The 24,695-nt window shown below is 62.7% G+C and carries 15 protein-coding genes; 11 read left to right on the forward strand and 4 right to left on the reverse strand.

All coding sequences use genetic code 11. The features are described 5' to 3' along the window. Positions 1-78 precede the first annotated feature (78 nt). Entirely contained in the window at positions 79-8,583 is an 8,505-nt protein-coding gene (locus tag J2857_RS26880) for a GH36-type glycosyl hydrolase domain-containing protein (RefSeq protein WP_210013148.1), read from the forward strand. A 91-nt stretch (positions 8,584-8,674) separates the two neighbouring features. On the opposite strand, the gene J2857_RS26885 is transcribed toward J2857_RS26880, so the two are convergent. Next, positions 8,675-10,444 carry a glucan ABC transporter ATP-binding protein/ permease gene (locus J2857_RS26885; protein WP_210013149.1) on the reverse strand — a complete coding sequence of 590 codons (1,770 nt, stop codon included), beginning with the start codon at positions 10,442-10,444 and terminating at the stop codon, positions 8,675-8,677. Positions 10,445-10,755: 311 nt separating this feature from the next. On the opposite strand from J2857_RS26885, the gene J2857_RS26890 reads away from it, so the two are divergent. The 6 genes from J2857_RS26890 to J2857_RS26915 all read left to right on the forward strand — a co-directional run bounded on the left by J2857_RS26890 (position 10,756) and on the right by J2857_RS26915 (position 19,935). After that, positions 10,756-11,496 carry a LuxR family transcriptional regulator gene (locus tag J2857_RS26890; RefSeq protein ID WP_210013150.1) on the forward strand — a complete coding sequence of 247 codons (741 nt, stop codon included), beginning with the start codon at positions 10,756-10,758 and terminating at the stop codon, positions 11,494-11,496. Between the two features lie 119 nt (positions 11,497-11,615). Continuing rightward, positions 11,616-15,077 (forward strand): pyruvate carboxylase, encoded by a 3,462-nt coding sequence (gene pyc, locus J2857_RS26895; RefSeq protein WP_210013151.1) that lies wholly within the window; start codon positions 11,616-11,618, stop codon positions 15,075-15,077. A gap of 398 nt (positions 15,078-15,475) precedes the next feature. Beyond that, complete coding sequence (locus J2857_RS26900; protein ID WP_210013152.1) at positions 15,476-16,666, forward strand: MFS transporter; 1,191 nt, start codon at positions 15,476-15,478, stop codon at positions 16,664-16,666. Positions 16,667-16,792: 126 nt separating this feature from the next. Beyond that, the gene (gene ispG / locus J2857_RS26905; protein WP_037081333.1) at positions 16,793-18,043 is read left to right on the forward strand and encodes a flavodoxin-dependent (E)-4-hydroxy-3-methylbut-2-enyl-diphosphate synthase; all 1,251 of its coding nucleotides are present in this window, start codon (positions 16,793-16,795) and stop codon (positions 18,041-18,043) included. Positions 18,044-18,047: 4 nt separating this feature from the next. Next, on the forward strand, positions 18,048-19,112 hold the full coding sequence (gene hisC / locus J2857_RS26910) for a histidinol-phosphate transaminase (RefSeq protein ID WP_210013153.1): 1,065 nt from the start codon (positions 18,048-18,050) through the stop codon (positions 19,110-19,112). A gap of 163 nt (positions 19,113-19,275) precedes the next feature. Beyond that, positions 19,276-19,935, forward strand: coding sequence for an OmpA family protein (locus tag J2857_RS26915; protein ID WP_037081827.1), 660 nt, complete (start codon positions 19,276-19,278; stop codon positions 19,933-19,935). A gap of 28 nt (positions 19,936-19,963) precedes the next feature. Here the strand turns inward: J2857_RS26915 and J2857_RS26920 are convergent, their stop codons facing one another. Continuing rightward, complete coding sequence (locus J2857_RS26920) at positions 19,964-20,605, reverse strand: LysE family translocator (protein ID WP_210013154.1); 642 nt, start codon at positions 20,603-20,605, stop codon at positions 19,964-19,966. A gap of 19 nt (positions 20,606-20,624) precedes the next feature. Then, complete coding sequence (locus tag J2857_RS26925) at positions 20,625-21,539, reverse strand: polyprenyl synthetase family protein (protein ID WP_210013155.1); 915 nt, start codon at positions 21,537-21,539, stop codon at positions 20,625-20,627. A 229-nt stretch (positions 21,540-21,768) separates the two neighbouring features. On the opposite strand from J2857_RS26925, the gene mtgA reads away from it, so the two are divergent. The 4 genes from mtgA to J2857_RS26945 all read left to right on the forward strand — a co-directional run bounded on the left by mtgA (position 21,769) and on the right by J2857_RS26945 (position 24,017). Further along, a complete protein-coding gene (gene mtgA, locus J2857_RS26930) occupies positions 21,769-22,416 on the forward strand; it encodes a monofunctional biosynthetic peptidoglycan transglycosylase (protein WP_245363942.1) in 648 nt (215 codons plus the stop codon). A 72-nt stretch (positions 22,417-22,488) separates the two neighbouring features. Then, complete coding sequence (locus tag J2857_RS26935) at positions 22,489-23,136, forward strand: glutathione S-transferase family protein (protein WP_210013156.1); 648 nt, start codon at positions 22,489-22,491, stop codon at positions 23,134-23,136. Between the two features lie 149 nt (positions 23,137-23,285). Further along, positions 23,286-23,471, forward strand: coding sequence for a 50S ribosomal protein L32 (gene rpmF / locus J2857_RS26940; protein WP_037081346.1), 186 nt, complete (start codon positions 23,286-23,288; stop codon positions 23,469-23,471). Positions 23,472-23,609: 138 nt separating this feature from the next. Next, positions 23,610-24,017, forward strand: coding sequence for a hypothetical protein (locus tag J2857_RS26945; protein WP_210013157.1), 408 nt, complete (start codon positions 23,610-23,612; stop codon positions 24,015-24,017). 14 nt (positions 24,018-24,031) lie between these two features. On the opposite strand, the gene phaR is transcribed toward J2857_RS26945, so the two are convergent. Continuing rightward, complete coding sequence (gene phaR, locus J2857_RS26950; RefSeq protein ID WP_210013158.1) at positions 24,032-24,607, reverse strand: polyhydroxyalkanoate synthesis repressor PhaR; 576 nt, start codon at positions 24,605-24,607, stop codon at positions 24,032-24,034. Between the last annotated feature and the right edge of the window lie 88 nt (positions 24,608-24,695).

Consider the following 24,695-nt stretch of genomic DNA (forward strand, 5'->3'; position numbering starts at 1 on the left):
GATGACTGGCGCTTCCGATGCAGGCCGAGTAAGGCGAGGCCGACAAACCCTTAGAGTTTTCACCAGAAGCCCGTATCCATGTCATTTCACACTACGCCGTCAGCTTCCTCGCGCGAAACCGAAGCCAAGCAGATCGATCACAACGACTCGATCCGCTCGACCTATTTCAACATCGATGCATTGAGGGAATGCGGCGAGAAACTCGGCAAGGAGGGCACGCCCAGCCTGCCGGGCGGCCTGGAGTTCGAATTCTTCAAGCGGCACCAGGAGAACGAGAAAGAGATCCTGCGGGTCTACCGGGCGACGGCGACCGATGTCGATGCGGGCGCGTCGATCACGCCCGCCGCCGAATGGCTGCTCGACAACTATTACATCGTCGAAGAGGCGATCCAGGAAGTCCGCCGCGACTTCCCGAAAAAGTTCTTCCGCCAGTTGCCCACGATGACGGTTGGCGGCCAGGAACTGCCGCGTGTGCTGGTGCTCGCCTGGCTCTATGTCGCCCATACGCACAGCAGTGTTTCCCGCGAGGCGCTGGCCTCCATGGTCCAGGGCTTCCAGGTCAAGGAACCGCTCGAGATCGGCGAACTCTGGGCGCTGCCCTCGTTCATCCGTTTCGTGCTGATCGAGAACCTGCGCCGCATCGCCACCCGTGTCGATCGCTCGCGCAACATGCGCCGCCGCGCCAACGAGACGGCCGACGAGATCATCCGCCTCAATAACGAGGAGGCGAGTGCCGATGTCCTGAGGGGCATCGAGAACCTGACGAACGACAATACGTTCACGGCGCAGTTCCTCTATCGCCTTCGCAACGCCTCGCAGACCTCGGGTTTTGCCGTCGCCTGGCTGGAGCAGCGTCTCGAACAGGCGGGCACCGACGTCGAAGAGGTGATGCTGGCAGAGCAGAACCGCCTTTCGTCCGGCAACGTGACGATGGGCAACATCATCAAGAGCCTGCGCGAGATCGACGATACGGAGTGGAGCGTCTGGTTCGAAGACGTCTCGCAGATCGACAAGATCTTCCGCGAGCGCACCGATTATCAGGCGCTCGATTTCGGCTCGCGCAACGCCTATCGCAACCGTATCGAGCAGATTGCCCGCCGCTCCCGCAAGAGCGAGGCCGAGGTTGCTGAGGCGGCCATCCAGCTCGCCGAAAAGGCGTCGGCCGAAGAAAATGCCGATCCGCGCGAGACCAATGTCGGTGCCTTCGTCGTCGGCCGCCGCCGCCGCGAGCTGGAAGCGGCAGTCGGTTACAATCTGCTGTTCGTCCAGCGGTTTGTTCGCCTCGTCCGCCGCCTCAACTGGTTTGCCATCGCCGGCCCGGTGATCCTCATTACGGTGCTCGCCATGGCGATTGCCGGCTGGTTCCTGGTGCAGGCGGATATTCCGCTGCCGGTCGTCTTCTGCTTCCTGCTGATGTTCGCGCTGCCGGCTTCCGAAGGCGCGACCGGCCTGTTCAACACGCTGGTGACCTATGTGGTGCGGCCGGCCCGGCTGGTCGGCTACGAATTCAAGGAAGGCATTCCGGAAGCGGCCAGGACGCTGGTCGCTGTCCCCTGCCTGATCACCGACCGGGACACGGTGGACGAGCTCATCCGAAACCTCGAAGTCCACTATCTCGCCAATCCGCACGGCGAGATCTATTTCTCGCTGCTCAGCGACTGGCGCGACAGCAAGTTCGAGGAAACCGATACCGACCTCGAAATTCTCGATTACGCGAAGCGCGAGATCGCGGCGCTCAACGCCAAGTATGGAGATGACGGCAAGGCGCGCTTCTATCTGCTGCATCGCCGCCGTCTGTTCAATCCGAACGAAGGCGCATGGATGGGCTGGGAGCGCAAGCGCGGCAAGCTGCATGAGCTCAACATGCTGCTGCGCGGCGATCGCGATACCAGCTATCTTACGGGCGCCAACACCGTGCCGGCCAACGTCCAGTACGTCATGACGCTCGATGCCGATACGCGCCTGATGCGCGACGCGGTGACCAAGCTCGTCGGCAAGATGCACCACCCGATCAACCAGCCGGTGCTCGACCCGAAAACCAATCGCGTCATCCATGGCTATGGGCTGATGCAGCCGCGCGTGACGCCGTCGCTGACGACCGGCAAGGAAGCCTCGGTCTTCCAGCGCGTCTTCTCGGTCGGCCGCGGTCTCGACCCTTATGTCTTCACCGTTTCCGACGTCTACCAGGACCTGACTGGCGAAGGCAGCTTCACCGGCAAGGGCCTTTATCACGTCGATGCCTTCGAGGCATCGCTGAAAGGTCGGATCGACGAGAATTCGGTCCTCTCCCACGACCTTCTCGAAGGTTCGTTCGCACGCTGCGCGCTCGTCACCGACGTCGAGCTGGTCGAGGACTTTCCGGTCCGCTACGAGGTCGAAGTCTCGCGCCAGCATCGCTGGGCCCGCGGCGACTGGCAGCTGCTGCCTTACATCCTCGATCCGAAGCGCGGTGTGACTGCGCTCGGCCGCTGGAAGATGATCGACAACCTGCGCCGGTCGCTGACCCCGATCGCCTGGTTCTTCGCTTCCGTGCTCGGCTGGTACTTCATGGATCCGCTCGGCGCTCTCGTCTGGCAGATCCTGCTGATCTTCTCGCTGTTCGTCGCCCCGACCCTCAGCCTGGTCACCGGCCTGCTGCCGGGCTCTACCGACATCGTCCCGGGAGCGCATTTCTATTCCGTCTGGTCGGACATGCGTTCCGCCAACGCACAGGTCGCGCTGCGCGTCGTCTTCATTGCGGATTCCGCCTGCATCATGACGGATGCGATCTCCCGGTCCCTCTACCGCCTGTTCTTCAGCCGGAAGCTGATGCTGGAATGGCGCACCGCCGCCTCGATCCAGTCGAGCGCGCAAGGGAGCCCGCAGGATTACTACAAGACGATGTGGCACGCGCCGGCGATCGCCGTGCTCAGCATCATCCTGGCGGCCATGCCGGGCGACAACGCATTCCTGGTCGGTATTCCGTTCGCCGTGCTGTGGATCTTCTCGCCGCTCGTCGCCTGGTATGTCAGCCAGTCGGCCGAGACCGAAGACCGGCTGTTCGTGCCGGAGCCCGTGTCCGTCGAACTGCGCAAGATCGCCCGCCGCACCTGGCGGTATTTCGAGACCTTCGTGACCGAGGAACAGAACTACCTGCCGCCGGACAATTTCCAGGAGAAGCCGAACCCGGTCATCGCCAAGCGCACGTCGCCCACCAATATCGGCGTCTATCTGCTGTCGACGATCTCGGCGCGGCATTTCGGCTGGATCAGCTTCACCGACACGATCGAGCGCATCGAACAGACGATTTCGGCAGTTGAACGAGCCGACAAGTTCCGCGGCCACATGTTCAACTGGTACCATACCGATACGCTGAAGCCGCTGATGCCGCGCTACGTCTCGTCGGTCGACAGCGGCAATTTCGCCGGGCATCTGATCGCCATCTCGTCGGCCTTGCGTATCTGGGCGGAAGCCCCTTCCGCGCATCTCCAGGGCAATCTCGACGGCCTCGGCGACGTCTCCGGTATTCTGGCCGAGACGTTGAAGGCCCTGCCGGACGACCGCAAGACCGTGCGCCCGCTGCGTCGCCGTCTCGAAGAGCGTATCATCGGCTTCGGCAATGCGCTTGCCGCGGTCAAGCGCGAGCATGAATTCGCATCGATCCGGATCATCAACCTCGCCGTGCTTGCCCGCGACATCCAGAAGCTCGCGGTCAACCTCGACCAGGAAGTCCGTTCGGCGCAGAGCGACGAAGTTACCCGCTGGTCCGCGTCTCTCGTCGCCGCCTGCGAGGCGCATATCGCCGACAGCGTCTTCGACAATGCCAATATCGAATCGCTGCGGGAGCGGCTCGGCGTGTTGCGCGACCGAACCCGTCGCCTCGCCTTCGCGATGGATTTCAGCTTCCTGTTCCGCAAGGAGCGCCGCCTTCTGTCGATCGGCTATCGTGTCGAAACCAACGAGATCGACGAAGCCTGCTATGACCTGCTCGCATCCGAAGCGCGTCTGACCAGCCTGTTCGGGATTGCCAAGGGCGACCTGCCGACCGAGCACTGGTACAAGCTCGGCCGCCAGGTGGTGCCGATCGGTGCGCGAGGCGCCCTGGTTTCCTGGTCCGGCTCGATGTTCGAATACCTCATGCCGCCGCTCGTCATGCAGGAGCGCCAGGGGGGCATTCTCAACCAGACCAACAATCTGATCGTGAAGGAACAGATGAACCATGGCCGCCGCCTCGGCACGCCATGGGGCATTTCGGAAGCGGCGTTCAACGCTCTCGACCATCAGATGTATTATCAATATTCGAACTTCGGGGTGCCGACGCTCGGCCTCAAGCGCGGTCTCGGCCAGAACGCCGTCATCGCTCCCTATGCGTCGATCCTGGCCAGCCAATACGATCCGATCGCTGCCTCTGAAAACCTTGCCGAACTGCGCTCGCTCGGAGCGCTCGGGGTGTTCGGCTTCTACGACGCGGTAGACTTCACGCCCACCCGCGTACCGGAAGGCAAGCGCTACGCGGTGGTGTTCAACTATTATGCCCACCACCACGGCATGTCGATCGCCGCGATCGCCAACGTCGTGATGAACGGCCTGCTGCGCGAGCTCTTCCATTCCGACCCGACCATCGAGGCTGCCGAACTGCTGCTGCAGGAAAAGGCGCCGCGCGACATTCCGGTGATGAGCGCCAAGCACGAGGAAACCCCCGGCAAGGGCCAGGGCGAGCTATTGCGTTCGGAAATCCGCACCATCACCAACCCGGCCACCAAGGACCGCGAGCTGGTGCTGCTCTCCAACGGTCACTATTCGGTCATGCTCACCGCGACCGGCTCGGGATATTCCCGCTGGAACGGACTGTCTGTCGCCCGCTGGAAGCCCGACCCGACCGAAGATCGCTGGGGCCAGTTCCTGTTCCTGCGCGACACCACGACCGGCGAATGGTGGTCTGCCACCGCCGAGCCGCGTCGCATCGAAGGCGAAAAGACCAGGGCGATCTTCTCCGACGAACGGGCGGAATTCCACAAGACGATCGGCGACCTCACGAGCACGGTCGAATGCATCGTCGCCAGCGAACACGATGCCGAAGGCCGCCGCCTGACGCTGCTCAACATGGGTACCGAGGATCGCTTCATCGAAGTGACCTCCTATATGGAACCCGTGCTGACCACCGAGGACGACGACAACGCCCACCCGGTTTTCCAGCGGATGTTCGTCCGCACCGAAATCGGCCGCCGCGGCGACGTCATCCGCGCGTGGCGCAACAAGCGCGCGCCGAACGAGCCGGACATGGTGATCGCCCATCTGGCGGCCGACAATGCCGGTTCGGCTCGCCCGACCGAATTCGAGACCGACCGCCGCAAGTTCCTCGGCCGCGGCCGCACGCTTTCGGAAGCTGCAGCCTTCGATCCCGGCGCGACGCTGTCGGGCACCGACGGCTTCACGCTCGATCCGATCCTGTCGCTGCGCCGCGTCGTGCGCGTGCCGGCCGGCAAGAAGGTGAGCGTCATCTTCTGGACGATCGCCGCACCGAGGCGCGAAGAGCTCGACCAGGCGATCGAGCGTTATCGCCATCCGGATGCCTTCCAGACCGAGCTCACGCAGGCCTGGACGCGCACGCAGGTACAGATGCGCCATCTCGGCGTCTCCTCGCAGGATGCCGCGGCGTTCCAGCACCTGGCGCGCTATCTCATCTATCCGGACATGCAGTTGCGCGCCGACCAGGCGACCATTCACGCGGGCATGCAGCAGCAGTCGTCGCTCTGGCCCTCGTCTGTTTCGGGAGACTTCCCGATCTTCACGCTGCGCATCAACGACGACAACGACATGCCGGTCGCCAAGGAAGCGATGAGCGCCCAGGAATACCTGCGCTCGCGCGGCGTCATCACTGATCTCGTGATCTTCAACGAGCGGGCGGCCTCCTACGCGCAGGAAATGCAGCAGGCGCTCGAACATCTCTCCGAGAGCGCCCGCCGCCTCAGCCAGCAGGAAGGCCAGCGCCAGCACGTCTTCTCGCTGCGCCGCGACATCATGGATGACGAGGGTTCGGAAGGCCTGATCGCCGCGTCCCGCGTGGTTCTGCACGCCCGCAACGGCAAGATCAGCGACCAGCTCAACCGCACGGCAACGATCTTCGCGCCGCCGAAGGACCAGCAGATCGAGGTCGACCGTCGTCCGCTGCTGAACGGCGAGATCTTCCAGCCTCCGGCTCCGATCGAGGCACCGGCGGATCTCGACTTCTGGAACGGTTTCGGCGGTTTCACCAAGGATGGCCGCGAATATGTGGTGCGCCTGCATGGCGGCCAGTCGACGCCGCAGCCGTGGATCAACATCATCTCCAACGACAAGTTCGGCTTCCACATTTCGGCGGAAGGTTCGGGCTTCACCTGGGCCAGGAACTCCCGCGACTATCAGCTGACGCCCTGGACCAACGACATGGTCATCAACCGTCCCGGCGAGGCATTCTACGTTGCCGACCGGGATAGCGGCGCTGTCATGACGCCGTTCGCGGTCCTGTCGCGCAAGCCGGAGGTCAAGTTCGAGGCCCGGCACGGCCTGGGTTACTCGGTCTTTTCGAGCGAAGAAGAAGGCCTGAAGATCAGGCTGACCCAGACGGTCGACCGGACGCGGGCGGCAAAGCTCTCGTCTATCCTCCTCCACAACGGCGGTTCGGAGACCCGCAGGCTGCGCGTCTACGGTTATGTGGAATGGCTGCTCGGCGCCAATCCGGCCCGGTCCATCCCGTTCATCCTCTCAAGCCGCGACGAGGAAACCGGCACGCTCTTTGCCACCAACTCCTACAGCATCGACTACCGCCGCTTTGCCTTCATGGGCATGAAGGAGACACCGGTCGGCTTCACGGCGAGCCGCCGCGAATTCATCGGCCGTTTCGGTTCGGTCCAGATGCCGGCGGCGGTGATGTCCGCTTCTGCGCTCAACAATGCTCTCGATCTCGACGGCGACCCCTGCGCGGCGCTCGCCTACGACATCGAGCTCGCGCCGGGCGAAGAGCGGACGGTGACCTTCTATCTTGGCGATGCCGATACGAAGGAAGAGGCTCAGGCGCTGGTCGCCCAGCTGCGCGGCGAGGAGTTCGCTCCGATCCTCGAGGCGAACCGCGACTTCTGGACCGGTTTCACCGGCCGCCTGAAGATCTCGACGCCGGACAAGTCGCTCGACAACATGGTCAACCACTGGCTGCCCTATCAGGCGCTCGGCTGCCGCATCATGGCCCGGACCGCCTTCTACCAGGCATCCGGCGCCTTCGGCTTCCGCGACCAGCTGCAGGACACCTTGGCCTTCCTGGTGCACGAGCCGTCGCTGGCCCGCCGCCAGATCGTCAACGCTGCTTCGCGGCAGTTCAAGGAAGGCGACGTGCTGCACTGGTGGCTGCCCGGCTCCGGCGCCGGCGTGCGGACGATGATCTCCGACGACGTCGTCTGGCTCGCCTACGGTATCCACCAGTATGTCTCGGTAACCGGCGATGCATCGCTGCTCGACGAGGAACTGGCGTTCATCGACGGTCCGGTGCTCGAAAAGAACAAGCACGACTCCTTCATCCAGCCGACGGTGTCGACCGAGACCGCCACCGTCTACGAGCATGCGGCAAGGGCGCTGGACCTGGCGATCACCCGAACCGGCGACAAGGGCCTGCCGCTCATCCTCGGCGGCGACTGGAATGACGGCATGAACCGCGTCGGCATCGGCGGCCGCGGCATGAGCGTCTGGCTCGGCTGGTTCCTGGCCGCCGCACTGCGCAACTTCCTGCCCTATGCGGAAGCACGCAAGGACAAGAAGCGTATCCAGCGCTGGACGGATCATATCGAGACGCTCAAGCAGGCGCTCGAAAAAGCAGGCTGGGACGGCACCTACTATCGCCGCGGCTATTTCGACGATGGCTCTCCGCTCGGTTCGAGCACCAGCGACGAATGCCGTATCGACTCGCTCGCCCAGTCCTGGAGCGTGCTCTCGGGCGTCGGCGATCCGGACCGTGCGGCCCAGGCGATGGATGCGGTGCTCGAAAAGCTGGTCGACAGCCAGGCGGGCATCATCCGCCTGTTCACGCCGCCCTTCCAGGACACCCGCAAGGACCCGGGCTATATCAAGGCCTATCCGCCGGGCGTTCGTGAAAACGGCGGCCAGTATACCCATGCGGCGATCTGGGTCGTGCTGGCGCTGGCGGCGCTGAAGCGCGGCGACGATGCCTGGAAGTGCTTCCAGATGCTGAACCCGATCAACCACGCGCTCGACCGTGAGGCGGCAGAGACCTATCGCGTCGAACCCTATGTGGTCGCCGCCGATGTCTACGGTCACGGTTCCTATACCGGCCGCGGCGGCTGGAGCTGGTACACGGGTTCTGCCGGCTGGCTCTACCGTGCGGCGACCGAGGGCATACTCGGCATCCGCCGCCAGGGCGACCGGCTGTTTGTCGACCCGGCGCTGCCGAGCGACTGGGATGGCTTCACCGCCGAACTGACCATCGGGGACACGGTGCACAAGATCACCGTCGAGGGCGACAAGGTCACGATCGATGGTCAGGCGGTCAATGAAACGGAAGGCTTCCTACTCGGCGGAGCGGCTGCGAAGCTCCTGCCGGAACCGGCCAATAGCTGAGACGTCGCCGACGGGGAAGCTGAAACTGACAAAAGAAAACCCGCCGCCATGCGAATGGCGGCGGGTTTTTTCGTTGAAGTTCCTTTAACGGTCAGGCGGGCTGTGCCACGGAGCCGCCTTGGTCTGCCGCTTCGTCGTCCGTCAGAATGCCGCTTGCCTTCAGCAGGGCAGCGAAGCGTCCGCCGCTCTCGCTGAGCTCCTCATAGCTGCCCATTTCGGCGACACGTCCGTTCTCGAGGAAGATCACCTTGTTCGCATCGCGGACGGTCGAAAGCCGGTGGGCGATGATGAAGGTGGTGCGGTTTTCGCGGAGGCGGTCTATGGCTGTCTTGACGCGAGCCTCGGTTTCGACGTCCAGCGCGCTGGTCGCCTCGTCGAGGACCAGGATCGGCGCGTTCTTGAGGATGGCGCGGGCTATGGCGATACGCTGGCGTTCGCCGCCGGACAACCGGTTGCCGCGCTCGCCGACCGGGGTCTCGTAGCCGTTCAGCCGCGTTTCGATGAACTCGGCGGCAGCCGCAGCTTCCGCCGCCCTGGCGATCTCCTCCTCGCTGGCGCCTTCTCGGCCGAGTCGGATGTTCTCGCTGATCGATCGGTTCAGAAGACCGGCATCCTGGAAGACGGTGGCGATCGAATGGCGCAGCGATTTGCGCGTCACCTTGCCGATATCGACGCCATCGATCAGGATCTTGCCTTCCTGGGGGTCGTAGACACGCTGCAGGAGATTGATGAGCGTCGTCTTGCCGGCGCCAGTCGGGCCGACGATGGCAACGGTCTCTCCGGCTTTCGCGGTAAAGGAGACGTTGTGGACGCCCTGGCTGGTGCTGGCAAAGCCGAAGGAGACATCGCGGAATTCCACGTCGCCGCGAACCTCGCCGAGATCGGCGGCATCTGCCGGCTCGGCGCGCTCCTCGACGGAATCCTCGAGGAGGAAGAAATCCTCGAGCTTGGCGCGCGCTTCGAAGATCTGGGTCGCGAACTGGCGCAGGAGGTCCAGACGGCCGATCAGCAGGTTGGCGAAGCCGATGAAAGCCACGACGTCGCCGACCCGGATTTCGCCGCGCTGGACCAGAAGCGTGCCGATGACGAGGATGACACCCATGGACACCGTCGAGGCGGTGCGGTTGAGGGCACCGGCCAGAGCCCACCAGTCGAGCACCGGATACTGGGCGGCAAGCAGGTCCTTGGTATAGTCCTTGAGCGCCAGGGTCTCGGCCTCGATGCGGTTATAGCTGTGCAGCACCGATACGTTGCTGATCGCATCGCTTACGTGGGAGAAGACCGTGTGGTAATGGTTCTCGACGGAGGCCTGCCCCTCCTTGGTGCGGTTCATCACTGTCACGCCGATGATCCAGTAGAGGATGCTCAGCACCAAAAGGACGAGGCTCAGCCGCCAATCCATCGAGATCGCCGTGGGGACCAGCAGGACGAGCGCCACCGCGGTGGCGAGGTGGGTACGCATGAATTCGAGCCAGAGGCCGAACAGGCTCTCTGCGGCACGCAACAGGGTGTGCAGCGCGTGAGAGGTGCCGCGGGTGTGGTGCCAGGCGAGCGGCATGGAGATGATGCGCCCGAAAGCCTCGGTCAGCAGCGATGCGCGTCGGCCATGGGCGAGCCTGTCCGCCTCACGGGCGACGAGCACATAGGCAACGGTGTTGAAGACACCGAAGCCGGCCCATAACATCAGGACCGGCGTGACGGTACTGCCGGACGAAATGGCATCGATGATCCGGCCGAAAAGGATCGGTTCGGCAATGGTGATGACGGCAAGCACGATATTGGCGACGACGACGGCGGCGACGCGCCATTTGTTCTTCGCCAGATATTGGAGGGCCCGTGCGTAAACCTGGAACAGCGTCAACTGGCGCAACCTCTTTCATGTGGAGCCGCCATCGGGGCGGCGCCGGTAATCTAGTGATCGGAAACGGCAATTCCGCGACGGAAGCCGGAAATAATACTCTTCTGCCAGAAATGTTTCATGGAGGGCAAGGCTTCCCGCAATCAGTGTCTTGAACCAACCCACGGCTTATTGCAGAAAGCCGTCAAGGGCTAGATTTTGCGGTATACCTTCAATGAATGATAACTATGCTAATCGATTGTGAATAAGGGAAGTTACTGAAATTTAACATAAAGACAAGAATCGCCCGGAAAGAGCGCGGCGGGGAGCAAGCCTTGAACATTCAGCTGGTCGTGCAACTCTTGGTACTCGTGGGGGAAATCAAGACCGAGGCGGAGCTGACGGCCCAGCTCGAATCCCTGCTGAAGGCCTATGGATTCGAATATTATGGACTGGTCGTCCGACCGCGCTCCCTTCAGAATCCGGCCGGTCTTGTCCTGGCCGGCCGCTGGCCGGAAGGCTGGCAGGAAATCTACGAGGCTCGCAAATATGCCCTGGTCGATCCGACCGTTCGAATGCTCGGCATCGCGCAAAGGCCCTTCCGCTGGCGGGATGCGGTCCTCAGGCTCAGGAACGATCCGCATCGGCAGCGCATGCAGCGGATGATGCAGGAGGGGACACGTCACGGCCTTCAGGACGGCTACCTGTTTCCGGTCCATGGACGCAACGGCCTGCTTGGCAACATGACGCTCGGCGGCCGCCCGGTGGATCTTTCGCCCGCTGAAGTGGCGCTTTTCGAAGCTGCCGCCAAGAAGGTGTTCTGGCGGTTTCTGGACCTGCGCGGCCAGGCAGAAGAACTCGAGGCCGCCGCAAAGGTGGACACCCAGCTTACCCGCCGCGAGATGGAGGTCATCGTGCTGCTCGCCGACGGCCTGACCTCCAACGAGGTCGCAAAGTCGCTCGACATCTCCAGCCATACCGTCGACTGGTACATCAACGGGCTTCAGGAGAAGCTGCGCGCCAAGAACCGTCAGCATGTGGTCGCTTCGGCATTTCGCCTCGGCCTCATCGCCTGAGCGATTGGTCTTCTTGCGACACATCCGGTCTCCCCAAGAAATTGCGCTTGCCTGATTAAGGCAATACTGATTTCTTTGCAGTGCAGCATTACTTTCGATGGCGCCTGAGGAGATCCGTCTTGCCTATTTCCAAGATCTTAGTTGCCAACCGCTCCGAAATAGCGATCCGGGTCTTCCGTGCGGCCAATGAGCTCGGCATCAAGACTGTTGCGATCTGGGCGGAAGAGGACAAGCTTTCGCTGCATCGGTTCAAGGCCGATGAGAGCTATCAGGTCGGTCGCGGGCCGCATCTTTCCAAGGACATGGGGCCGATCGAAAGCTATCTGTCGATTCCGGAAGTGATCCGCGTCGCCAAGCTTTCCGGCGCCGACGCCATTCATCCGGGATACGGCCTGCTGTCGGAAAGCCCGGAATTCGTGGAGGCCTGCAACGATGCAGGCATCATCTTCATCGGCCCTCGGCCGGATACGATGCGCCAGCTCGGCAACAAGGTTGCGGCCCGCAACCTGGCGATTTCGGTCGGCGTGCCGGTGGTGCCGGCAACCGAGCCGCTGCCGGACGATACGGCCGAAGTCGCCAAGATGGCCGAGGAGATCGGCTACCCGGTGATGCTGAAGGCCTCCTGGGGCGGTGGCGGTCGCGGCATGCGCGCCATCCGCGATCCGAAGGACCTCGCAAAGGAAGTGACCGAAGCCAAGCGCGAGGCGATGGCCGCTTTCGGCAAGGACGAGGTCTATCTCGAAAAGCTCGTCGAGCGCGCCCGCCACGTCGAAAGCCAAATCCTCGGGGATGCGCATGGCAATGTCGTGCATCTCTTCGAGCGCGACTGTTCGATCCAGCGCCGTAACCAGAAGGTCGTGGAGCGCGCGCCGGCACCCTATCTCTCGGAAGAGCAGCGGGCCGAGCTTGCCGCCTATTCACTGAAGATCGCGGCGGCGACCAACTATGTCGGCGCCGGCACCGTCGAATATCTGATGGATGCCGATACCGGCAAGTTCTACTTCATCGAGGTGAATCCGCGCATCCAGGTCGAGCACACGGTGACCGAAGTCGTCACCGGCATCGATATCGTCAAGGCGCAGATCCATATCCTCGAAGGTTTTGCGATCGGCACGCCTGAATCCGGCGTGCCGGCCCAGGAAGACATCCGCCTCCACGGCCACGCGCTGCAATGCCGCATCACCACCGAGGACCCGGAGCACAATTTCATTCCGGATTACGGCCGTATCACCGCCTATCGCTCGGCGGCCGGTTTCGGCATCCGTCTCGACGGCGGCACGGCCTATTCGGGGGCGGTCATCACCCGCTATTACGATCCGTTGCTGGTCAAGGTGACGGCTGCCGGCTCGACGCCGCAGGAAGCCATCAGCCGCATGGACCGAGCGCTCAGGGAATTCCGCATCCGTGGCGTGGCCACCAACCTGACCTTCCTCGAGGCGATCATCGGCCACCCGAAATTCCGCGACAATTCCTATACGACGCGGTTCATCGACACGACGCCGGAACTTTTCGAGCAGGTGAAGCGGGCCGACCGCGCCACCAAGCTGCTCACCTACATCGCCGACGTCACCGTCAACGGCCACCCGGAAACCAAAGGCCGACCGGCGCCGTCCGCGCAGGCGGCAAAACCGGTTCTGCCCTATATCAACGGGCCGATCCCGGACGGCACCAAGCAGCGTCTCGACACGCTCGGCCCCAAAAAATTCGGCGAATGGATGCGCAACGAAAAGCGCGTGCTGATGACCGACACGACGATGCGTGATGGCCATCAGTCGCTGCTGGCCACCCGCATGCGCACCTATGACATCGCGCGCGTCGCCGGCGTCTATGCCCGGGCTCTGCCGAACCTGTTTTCGCTGGAATGCTGGGGCGGGGCGACTTTCGACGTTTCCATGCGCTTCCTCACCGAAGACCCGTGGGAACGCCTGGCGATGATCCGCGAGGGCGCCCCGAACCTGCTTCTGCAGATGCTTCTGCGCGGTGCCAACGGCGTCGGCTACAAGAACTATCCCGACAACGTGGTGAAATATTTCGTTGCCCAAGCGGCCAGGGGCGGCATTGACCTCTTCCGTGTCTTCGACTGCCTGAACTGGGTCGAGAACATGCGCGTCTCGATGGATGCGATCCAGGAGGAGAACAAGCTCTGCGAGGCGGCGATCTGCTATACCGGCGACCTGCTCAATTCGGCGCGGCCGAAATACGATCTCAAATATTACGTCTCGCTGGCTGAAGAGCTGGAGAAGGCAGGCGCCCATATCATCGCGCTGAAAGACATGGCAGGCCTGTTGAAGCCGGCAGCCGCACGCGTGCTGTTCAAGGCGCTGCGCGACGCGACCTCGCTGCCGATCCATTTCCATACGCATGACACGTCCGGCATTTCGGCTGCGACCGTGCTTGCCGCCGTGGATGCGGGCGTCGATGCGGTCGATGCGGCAATGGATGCGGTTTCCGGCAATACCTCGCAGCCCTGCCTGGGATCGATCGTCGAGGCGCTGGCCGGCGGCGAGCGCGATCCGGGCCTCGATCCGGAATGGATTCGCCGCATCTCGTTCTATTGGGAGGCGGTGCGCAACCAATATGCCGCCTTCGAGAGCGATCTCAAGGGGCCGGCGTCGGAAGTCTATCTGCATGAGATGCCGGGCGGTCAGTTCACCAACCTCAAGGAACAGGCCCGGTCGCTCGGCCTCGACACCAAGTGGCACAAGGTCGCGCAGACCTATGCGGACGTGAACCAGATGTTCGGCGACATCGTCAAGGTGACGCCGTCCTCCAAGGTGGTCGGGGACATGGCGCTGATGATGGTCTCGCAAGACCTTACCGTCGCCGATGTCGAGAACCCCGCCAAGGACATCGCGTTTCCGGATTCGGTCGTGTCGATGCTGAAGGGCGATCTCGGACAGCCCCCTGGCGGCTGGCCGGAAGCGCTGCAGAAGAAGGCGCTGAAGGGCGAACAACCCTATACGGCGGTGCCCGGCTCGCTTTTGCCGCCCGCTGACCTCGCTGCGGAAAGAAAAGTCATCGAGGACAAGCTGGAACGCAAGATCGATGACTTCGAATTTGCGTCCTACCTCATGTATCCGAAAGTGTTCACGGACTTTGCCCTGGCCTCCGACACTTATGGCCCGGTCTCGGTGCTGCCGACGCATGCCTATTTCTACGGGCTCGGCGATGGCGAGGAGCTGTTCGCCGACATCGAGCGGGGCAAGACGCTGGTCGTCGTCAACCAGGCGATGAGCGGCACGGATGCCCAGGGCATGGTCACCGTGTTCTTCGAGCTGAACGGCCAGCCGCGCCGCATCAAGGTGCCGGACCGCGCGCATGGGGCTTCCGGCAGCGCGGTGCGCCGCAAGGCCGAACTAGGCAATGCAACCCATCTCGGCGCGCCGATGCCGGGCGTCATCTCCCGCGTCTTTGCGACAACCGGCCAGGCGGTCAAGGCCGGCGATGTGCTGCTCTCCATCGAGGCAATGAAGATGGAGACCGCGCTGCATGCCGAAAAGGATGGCACGATCGCGGAAGTGCTGGTCAAGGCCGGTGACCAGATCGACGCCAAGGATCTGCTGATCGTCTACGGCGGCTGAGTTCAGCCGCCTTACCCAGTTGCTTGGACTTTCCGGCCGAGCTTTTCGGAAGATGATCATCAGGCCGGCGCCGCCGATCAGGATTGCGCCGGCCGCGACGTTTGCGGCCGGTGGATTGCCCCAGATCAGGAAACCGAGCGCGAAGGCCCAGTCGAGCGCGGTATATTCGAACGGAGCGAGCACCGAGACCGGCGCATGCCCTCGAAATAAGGGTACTGCGCCAGACCGCCGCGCAGGCCCTCGGAAGCCGGAGTTTCGGCAACCTGTCAATCGCCGCGAACATTTCTCGTCGTTGCGGGTTTCCCCTCGATACAATTTGTGAGAGGGAGGGCCCTTTCGCAGCGTTGCAATTTCAATCGATTTAAATATGGTCGCGGCGATCGAAGAGGAACATATCCATGGATAGTCGCGCGCCCGTAAACACTGCCTCCGGCACACGCACTTTCATCACCCGCGAAAGAGTTGGTGTGTCGCTGCTCTTTCTGATGAACGGCTTCATGGTCGGCGCCTGGGCACCAAAAATTCCCGAATTCGCAAGCCGGTTGAGCTTGAGCGAGAGCTCGCTCGGGCTGATGATCCTGACATTCGGGCTCGGATCACTCGTGATGATGCCGCTTGCCGGCAGCCAGATCGCCCGGTTCGGCTCCAGCCAGGTCTCCAAATACACGTCCGTGCTTCTGACGCCGACATTGTTGCTCCTCACGTGGGTCGGCAGCATCTGGTCCGGTGCGGTCGCCATCTTCCTGTTCGGCGGTTTGATCGGGGCGATGGACGTGGCGATGAATGCCAATGCGGTTTCGGTCGAGAAGAAGATGCGCCGGGCGATCATGTCGTCCTGCCACGCCTTCTGGAGCCTCGGCGGGTTGCTCGGCTCGTCGACGGGCGGTTTTCTCATCGAACATATCGGCGTTTCCGTGCATGCCATCCTGGTCACGGCGCTTGCCGCGCTGATGATCGTCGCCGCCTGGCGGACGGTGCTGCACGACGCGCCGCATCCGGATGAGGCAAGGCATGGCGGAAGCCGCCTGCCGCGTTCGCCGCTGCCCTGGCTGATCGGCATCATGGCGCTGTTCTGCATGATCCCGGAAGGGGCGATCCTCGATTGGGGTGCGCTTTACCTTCGCAACGAGCTTGCGGCTTCGGTCACCCTGTCCGGTTTCGCCTTCGCGGCCTTTTCGCTGACCATGGCGACGATGCGTTTTGCCGGCGACCTGATCCGCGACCGTTTTGGCGCGGTGAAGACGCTGCGGGTCTGCGCCGTCATCTCGATCTTCGGCCTGCTGCTGATCGGCTTTGCCCAGAATGCGCCGATGGCGATCGCCGGTTTTGCGCTGACGGGCATCGGCATTTCCAACATCGTGCCGATCGCCTTCTCCGCGGCCGGCAACCTGCCGGGCATGGCCGCCGGCGTCGGGCTCTCGGTGGTCACGACCATGGGTTATTCCGGCATCCTGGTCGCGCCATCCGCCATCGGCTTCATTGCCGAGCATACCGGCCTTGCGATCATCTTCGCCGGCCTTTCGGTGCTGATCGTCGTGGTGCTCATGCTCTCACCCTTGGCCAAACATGCGGACACGGCGCATCACTAGGTGCGTCAGCCTGCCGGGCTGGAACGGGAAGGGCCGGTGCGATAAAGTGAGTGTCGCGGCGGTTGACAAGCCGCAAGCCATACGCCACCTGAAAGGCGCTTCATTCCCCAGGCGACGAGACTTCCGATGACCGCACCCATCGATTATGATCCGAAACCGCGCCGCGCCACGGTCGCCGTCGATGTCGGCGGCGTCATTGTCGGGGGAGGCGCACCTGTCGTCGTGCAGTCGATGACCAATACCGATACCGCCGATATCGACGGAACGGTCGCCCAGGTCGCGGCGCTCTACAAGGCCGGTTCGGAAATCGTCCGCATCACCGTCGATCGCGACGAGAGTGCCGCCGCGGTGCCGAAGATCCGCGAACGTCTGCTGCGGCTCGGCATGGACGTGCCTTTGGTCGGCGACTTTCATTATATCGGCCACAAGCTGCTCGCAGACCATCCAGCCTGCGCCGAGGCGCTGGCGAAATACCGGATCAATCCCGGCAATGTCGGCTTCAAGGACAAGAAGGACAAGCAGTTCGCCGACATCATCGAGATGGCGATCCGCTACGACAAGCCCGTCCGGATCGGCGTCAACTGGGGTTCGCTCGACCAAGACCTGCTGACCACGCTGATGGATCGCAACGCCGCGGACGGTTCGCCGCTGTCGGCCCGCCAGGTCATGCACGAGGCGATCGTCCAGTCGGCGCTGATCTCCGCCGAGCTTGCCGAGCAGATCGGCCTGCCGCGCAACCGCATCATCCTGTCGGCGAAGGTCAGCCAGGTGCAGGACCTGATCGCCGTCTATTCGATGCTCGCCGAGCGTTCCAACCACGCGCTGCATCTCGGCCTTACCGAGGCGGGCATGGGTTCCAAGGGCATCGTCGCCTCGTCGGCGGCCATGGGTTACGTTCTGCAGCACGGGATCGGCGATACGATCCGCGTTTCGCTGACGCCGGAGCCGAACGGCGACCGTACCCGCGAAGTGCAGGTGGCGCAGGAACTGCTGCAGGTCATGGGCTTCCGTCAGTTCGTTCCCGTCGTCGCCGCGTGTCCCGGCTGTGGCCGTACCACCTCGACGGTCTTCCAGGAACTCGCCCAGAACATCCAGAACGACCTGCGCAAGAACATGCCGGTCTGGCGCGAGAAATATCCGGGCGTCGAAGCGCTCAACGTCGCGGTGATGGGCTGCATCGTCAACGGCCCCGGCGAAAGCAAGCACGCCGATATCGGCATCTCGCTGCCGGGCACCGGCGAAACGCCGGCGGCCCCTGTGTTCATCGACGGCAAGAAGGCCCTGACCTTGCGCGGCGTGAACATCGCCGCCGATTTCGAGAAACTCGTCATCGACTATATCGAGCAACGTTTCGGCCAGCGCACGGCTGCCGAATAATCCCATGAGCCAATACTGGTCGCCGATCGTCAGCCGGCTTTCGCCCTATGTCGCGGGCGAGCAGCCGCGCATCCAGAATCTGGTCAAGCTCAACACCAACGAGAACCCTTACGGCCCATCTCCAAAGGCGGTTGCCGCCATCCAGGCGGCCGCGGGCGATGCCCTTCGGCTTTATCCGGATCCGTCGGCGACCGCATTGCGCGAAGCGATCGCAAAGCGGTTCGGGGTAGACGCGGATCAGGTCTTCGTCGGAAACGGTTCGGACGAGGTACTGGCGCACACGTTCCAGGCGCTCTTGAAGCACGACAAGCCGCTGCTTTATCCTGATATCACCTACAGCTTCTATCCGACCTATAGCCGGCTCTACGATATCGACGTCGTCGAAATCCCGCTTGATGAAGGCTTCCGGATCAAGATCTCCGACTATGACCGGCCCTGCGGTGCCATCATCATCCCGAACCCGAATGCGCCGACCGGCATCGGCCTGGCCCTTTCGGAGATCGAGGCGCTGGTTGCCGCCCATCCCGACGTGCCGGTGGTGGTGGACGAAGCCTATATCGACTTCGGCGGCGAGACTGCCGCGAGCCTCATCGCCCGCTATCCAAACCTTCTCGTCATCCAGACGCTGTCGAAATCCCGCTCGCTGGCGGGGATGCGCGTCGGTTTCGCGCTTGGCCAGCGGCATCTGATCGATGCGTTGGAACGGGTGAAGGACAGTTTCAATTCCTATCCGCTCGACCGGCTGGCGCAGGTTGCCGCCACCGCTGCGATCGAGGATGCCGCATGGTTCGAGACCTGCCGGCAGAAGATCATCGCCACCCGCGACCGCGTCAGCGGTGAATTGCAGGCGATGGGTTTCGACGTGTCGCCGTCGCAGGCGAATTTTGTCTTCGCCAGGCATCCGGCCCTGTCCGGCGTCGAGGTCTATTCCGCGTTGCGGGGCAAGGGTGTGCTGGTACGGCACTGGAACAAGCCGCGCATAGCCGACTATCTGCGCATCAGCATTGGTACGGATGCAGAATGCGACCGGCTGCTCGAAGTCCTGAAAAGGCTGCCGGCGGCCGGCTGATCCTCCCGCCTTTTACCGTACCGGATTTCTTCGCCGGGTCTCTTGATCGGCTCTATTCCGGCCGGCCTCGTGGTCGATCACGAAGACATGCCGGCCTCCTCGCTATTGCCGCAATTCATGGTAAATGAGGGTGGAACCACTGACGACGGGGATATCAATCTACATGCTCAAGAAAATCGCAATCGTCGCACTTTGCGCGACCTATCTTTCCGCCTGCACCACGACCGACCCCTATACGGGCGAGCAGAAGATTTCCAATACCGCCGGCGGCGCTGCCATCGGCGCGGGCCTTGGCGCGCTTGCCGGCGGTTTGACCGGCGGACGCCATGCAGGCCGTAATGCGCTGATCGGTGCCGGTATCGGCGCGCTCGCCGGTGGCGGGATCGGCGCCTATATGGATAACCAGGAAGCGGAACTGCGCGCCCAACTGCAGGGCACCGGCGTTTCGGTGACCCGCGTCGGCGACCGCATCATTCTCAACATGCCGTCGAACATCACGTTCGCCACCGATCAGGATCAGGTGATCCCGCCCTTCTACCGGACGCTGGATTCCGTCGCGATCGTGCTGAACAAGTTCAACCGCACCCTGATCGACGTCAACGGCCATACGGACTCGACCGGCAGCCTGCAGCATAACCAGGCGCTTTCCGAACGTCGCGCCGCTTCCGTCGCGAACTATCTCGGAAGCCGTGGCGTGGACCAGCGCCGCATGTCGACGATGGGCTTCGGGCCGTCGCAGCCGGTTGCTTCCAACGCGACCTCGGACGGCCGCGCGCAGAACCGCCGCGTCGAAGTGGCGATCGCGCCGATCACGCAGGGCTGATCGGAACTGGACGAGGAGGGCGAGCCGTTCAGATGCGGCTCGTCAGCAGCTTCAGGCCGGCGACGCTGTAGAACACCGCCATCGTGCCTTCCACCCAGCGCCGCGCGGCCTTGTAGCCGCGCAGTGCATGGGATGTCGAAAACACCAGCGCATAGGTGGTGAAGATCAGGATGCTCGAGCTCATGCAGACGGCGATGATCAACAGGATCGCCGAGGTCGGCGCATTGTCCGGCAGGCCAAGCGAAATGATCGCCAGCCAGGCAAAGATCGCCTTCGGATTGGTGACGTGGATCGCGTAACCGCGCAGCCAGAGCTGGCGCGCCGTATAATTCGTTTTCGCATTGCCGAGGGCGACCTTGGAATCCGGCAGGCGCGCGGACTTGTAGGCCTTCCAGGCCAGGTAGATCAGATAGATCCCGCCGAGCACCTTCATGATTTCCAGCGCGATCGCATAGTTGCGGAGCAGTGCCGCAAGACCAAGCGCTGCGGCGCAAGCCCAGGTGAAAGAACCGCAGGCGATGCCGAGCGCCGTGATCAGGCCGGCGCGGCGGCCTTGCGAGATCGATGTGCCGATGATGGCGAAATTGGCCGGGCCTGGGCTCGCGACATTGATGACATAGGCCACATAGGCCGGCCACATATACGGCAGATAGCTCAGGACGTCCGGCATTCTCGTTTCCTATCCTTGTCTAGTTTTCCCGGCTGGTGATGAAGCGCGCGGTCTCCTGCAGAATGAACGCCTTTTCGCCGTAGGGCGCAAGCAGTTCCACGGCTTCCTTCGTCAGAACATCGAGCCGGCCTTCCGCCCAGCTTATGCCGTGCAGGGCGACGAGCGTGCCCTTGCCGCGTCCCGCATCCTTGCCGGTCGCCTTGCCCATGGTTGCCGCGTCCGAAGTCAGGTCGAGTAGATCGTCGGCGAGCTGGAAGGCGAGGCCGATCTTCTGGCCGAAGAGCCGCAGCCTTTCGCGATGCTCCGGCTCAGAGCCGGCGATGATCGCGCCCGCCTCGCAGGCAAACCGCAGCAACGCACCGGTCTTCATCGCCTGCAACGTGGTGATGCCCGCCTCGTCGGGCGGCGATTTTTCGGCGGCGAGATCGAGTGCCTGGCCGCCGGCCATGCCGCCCGGTCCCGCAGCGCGGGCAAGCGACAGGACGAGTTCCGTCTTCGGCCGGTCAGCGAGCGCGGTTTCCGGTGCGGCGATGATGTCGAAAGCGTAGGTCAGCAGACTGTCACCGGCAAGGATCGCGGTCGCCTCGTCGAAAGCCTTGTGCACGGTCGGCTGGCCGCGGCGCAGGTCGTCATTGTCCATCGCCGGCAGGTCGTCATGGATCAGCGAATAACAATGCAGGCATTCGAGCGCGACGCCGACCCGAAGCGCCACATCCGCCGGTCCGCCGAGCAGGGCGGCACTCTCGCGGACGAGGAATGGCCGCAGGCGCTTTCCGCCGTTCAGCGACCCATGCCGCATGGCGGCCATCAGATGCGCCGGGCGGGTCGTCTCTTCGGAAAGAGGGGTATCGGACAGGAGAGACGAAAGCAGTGCTCCCGTCTCGGCGGCGCTCTGCCGCAGGCGTGTTTCGAATGCCGTTTTCGCGTCCGTCATGGCCGCTGTTTGGCACGCTGATGGTTGGCTGGCAACGGCGATTCACCGAGACACGCGAAGTTTTCGGCGCCGGACTCGCCTTGGCCACGTTGAACGGTTATGAAATTCAAAACGAGGGACGAGTGGGATATTGGACTTCACACCCGAACAGCAGGTGCAGGAGGAGGAGCCCGTGAGGGCCGGCTGGAGGCGGCGCCCGGTTTCGGGCAATCTGATCCGCCGGATCGTGATGATCGCGATCGCGCTGGTGCTGTTGCCCTATCTGCTGATCTTCGTCTACGCGCTGCCGTTCACCCGCCCCGTCTCGACGCTGATGCTGTCGGAACTGGTGCTGTTTCGCGGATACGACCGGCGCTGGGTAAGCCTCGAGGAAATTTCACCCAACCTCGTCCGATCGGTGATGATGTCCGAGGACGGCCAGTTCTGCTTCCATGGCGGCGTCGACTGGAACCAGATGCGCGGCGTGGTCGAGGATGCTCTCGACGGCGAGGCGACGCGAGGCGCGAGCACGATCCCCATGCAGACCGCCAAGAACCTGTTCCTCTGGAACGGCCGCTCCTTCATCCGCAAGGGGCTGGAGCTGCCGCTGGCGCTTGGCGCGGACCTCGTCTTGTCGAAGCGGCGGATGATGGAGATCTATCTGAACATCGCCGAATGGGGGCCGGGCATCTATGGTGCGGAAGCGGCGGCGCAATATCATTTCAAGGTGCCGGCTTCGAAGCTGAGCGCCCGGCAGGCGGCCCTTCTGGCCGTAGCACTTCCCAACCCGATCACCCGCGTCGCCGGCAAACCGAGCCGCGGCGTGCAGCGCCTGGCCGGTGTCGTCGAAAACCGAGCGCGCGGTTCCGGCGATTACATCAAATGCATTTATGACTGAGGTCTATCGATTTCATTGGTCGCGTCCGGCCGCGGCCATTATAGGCTGAATAAACCAATCGGAGACGCGGCCATGGAAAAGCTTATTCTTTATATCGGCAACAAGAATTATTCCTCCTGGTCTTTCCGCCCCTGGATTGCGCTGACGGCGGCGGGCATTCCCTTCGAGGAGGTGCTGATCCCCTTCGATTTCCCGGCCGGTAATCCGAAATTCAGGCCGATCTCGCCGACCGGCAAGGTGCCGGTGCTGCACCAGGGCGATATTCGCGTCTGGGAATCGCTGTCCATCATCGAATACGCCGCGGAGCTTTTTCCGGAGAACGGCATCTGGCCGAAAGCCGCTGCCGACCGCGCCGTTGCGCGTTCCATCTCGATGGAGATGATTTCCGGCTTCCGGGCGTTGCGCAATGCCTGCCCGATGAACATGCGCCGCCCGAAGGCGAGGATTGCGCTCCCGGACGGCGTCATGGACGACGTGGCGCGCATCGGGACCATCTGGCGCGAACTCAGGGCGAAGTCCGGAGGGCCATTCCTGTTCGGCGAATTTTCCGGAGCGGACGCGATGTTTGCGCCTGTCGTCAATCGTTTGGACGTCTACGACTTGGCGATCGATGCCGAGACGCTCGCCTATATGACGGCGATGAAATCGCATCCGGCCTGGCTCAAGTGGCAGGAGGCGGCGCTTGCCGAAACCTGGATCGTCCCGGAGGACGAGGCCTAGGTCGCATATTTCTCAAAAATTCCCCGCAGGGACTGGTCAAAGCCCGGCAGGGCATGTATAAGCCGCCCAAATTTCCGAGATCGAGACATGTCCAATCGGCCTCAGTTCCGGCCGGGGATTATGTTTTGCACGCAAGTGGAGTAACGAAAATGGCTGTACCGAAGAGAAAAACGAGCCCGTCGAAGCGCGGTATGCGCCGCTCCGCAGACGCACTCAAGGCTCCGACCTATGTCGAAGACAAGAACTCCGGCGAACTGCGCCGCCCGCACCATGTCGATCTGAAGACCGGCATGTATCGCGGCCGTCAGGTTCTGACGCCGAAGGAAAACGCATAAGCGTTTTTCGTTCTATTGCATCAAAGGCCGGCTCTGCCGGCCTTTTTTGTTGCGCGAAGAGCTTGTTTTGCTGCGCCAACACTTGCGAAAGCAAGGCAAGCACGTACAGTCCGGCCATATCGACTGGAGGCCGAGACCATGCTTGCCGCGTTGCCGCTGATGATCATCCCGTTCATTCTCTATAACCTGAGCATGCTCGGTATCCTGGGCGGCGGCGGGGTCGCGTCGCTTGGCAACGTCATCAGCTCGCTGCAGATGCTCTCAGGTGCCGTCTGGACCATGACGCTCGGCGACGTGATCATCGTCGTCTCGCTGGTCTTCCTGTTCGTGGAAATCCTCAAAGCCAGCCGCAACGGCCGCGGTTCGCTGATCAACCACATGCTGTCGATGCTGGTCTTCATCGCTTATCTGGTCGAATTCCTGCTGGTGCGGGATGCCGCGACGCAGATCTTCTTCATCCTGATGACGATTACTTTCGTCGACGTCATCGGCGGCTTCGCGGTGGCGATCCGCTCTGCCGGCCGCGACGTGTCGATCGGGCTCTGAAAAAAACGTCAGTCTCAGAGGTTATCCAGACGGCTCTGCAGGTTGCGGAGCTGTTCCTTCAACTCGTCGATATCCTTGGCATCAGTCTTCTTGGCGGTGGGTGCCAGAGGCTGCGCCGTAAACGGCGAGAACATCTGCATGGCCTGGCGGAACATGTCCGTGTTGCGGCGTACATGCTCTTCCATCATCTGGATCGGCATCTGCAGGTTCTTGCTGAGCGGCGTATCGCCGAAGGCGCGCGTCATCTGTTCGCGCATCTGAACCTGCTGGTCGGTGAAGGCCTTCATCGAGTGTTCGAGGAAGGTCGGCACGACCATCTGCATCTGGTCGCCGTAGTAGGAAATCAGCTGCCGCAGGAAGGAAATCGGCAGCAGCGTGTTGCCGGTCTTGGATTCCTGCTCGAAGATGATCTGCGTCAGAACCGAATGGGTGATGTCCTCACCGCTCTTGGCGTCCTGGACCGTGAATTCCTCGCCCTTCTTCACCATCTTCGCCAGGTCTTCCAGCGTTACATAAGTGCTGGTTCCCGTGTTGTAGAGGCGCCTGTTGGCGTATTTCTTGATTATGATTTCGCCTTCGGTCTTTGCCATGATTGCCTCCTGCTCCCGTCAATATGGTTTTGTGATTATCGATTGGCATTGCTTCTCCCGACAGGAATGTAAGCCTAAATGACGAGGA

Source organism: Neorhizobium galegae, from assembly GCF_017877055.1.
Classification (GTDB): domain Bacteria; phylum Pseudomonadota; class Alphaproteobacteria; order Rhizobiales; family Rhizobiaceae; genus Neorhizobium; species Neorhizobium galegae_D.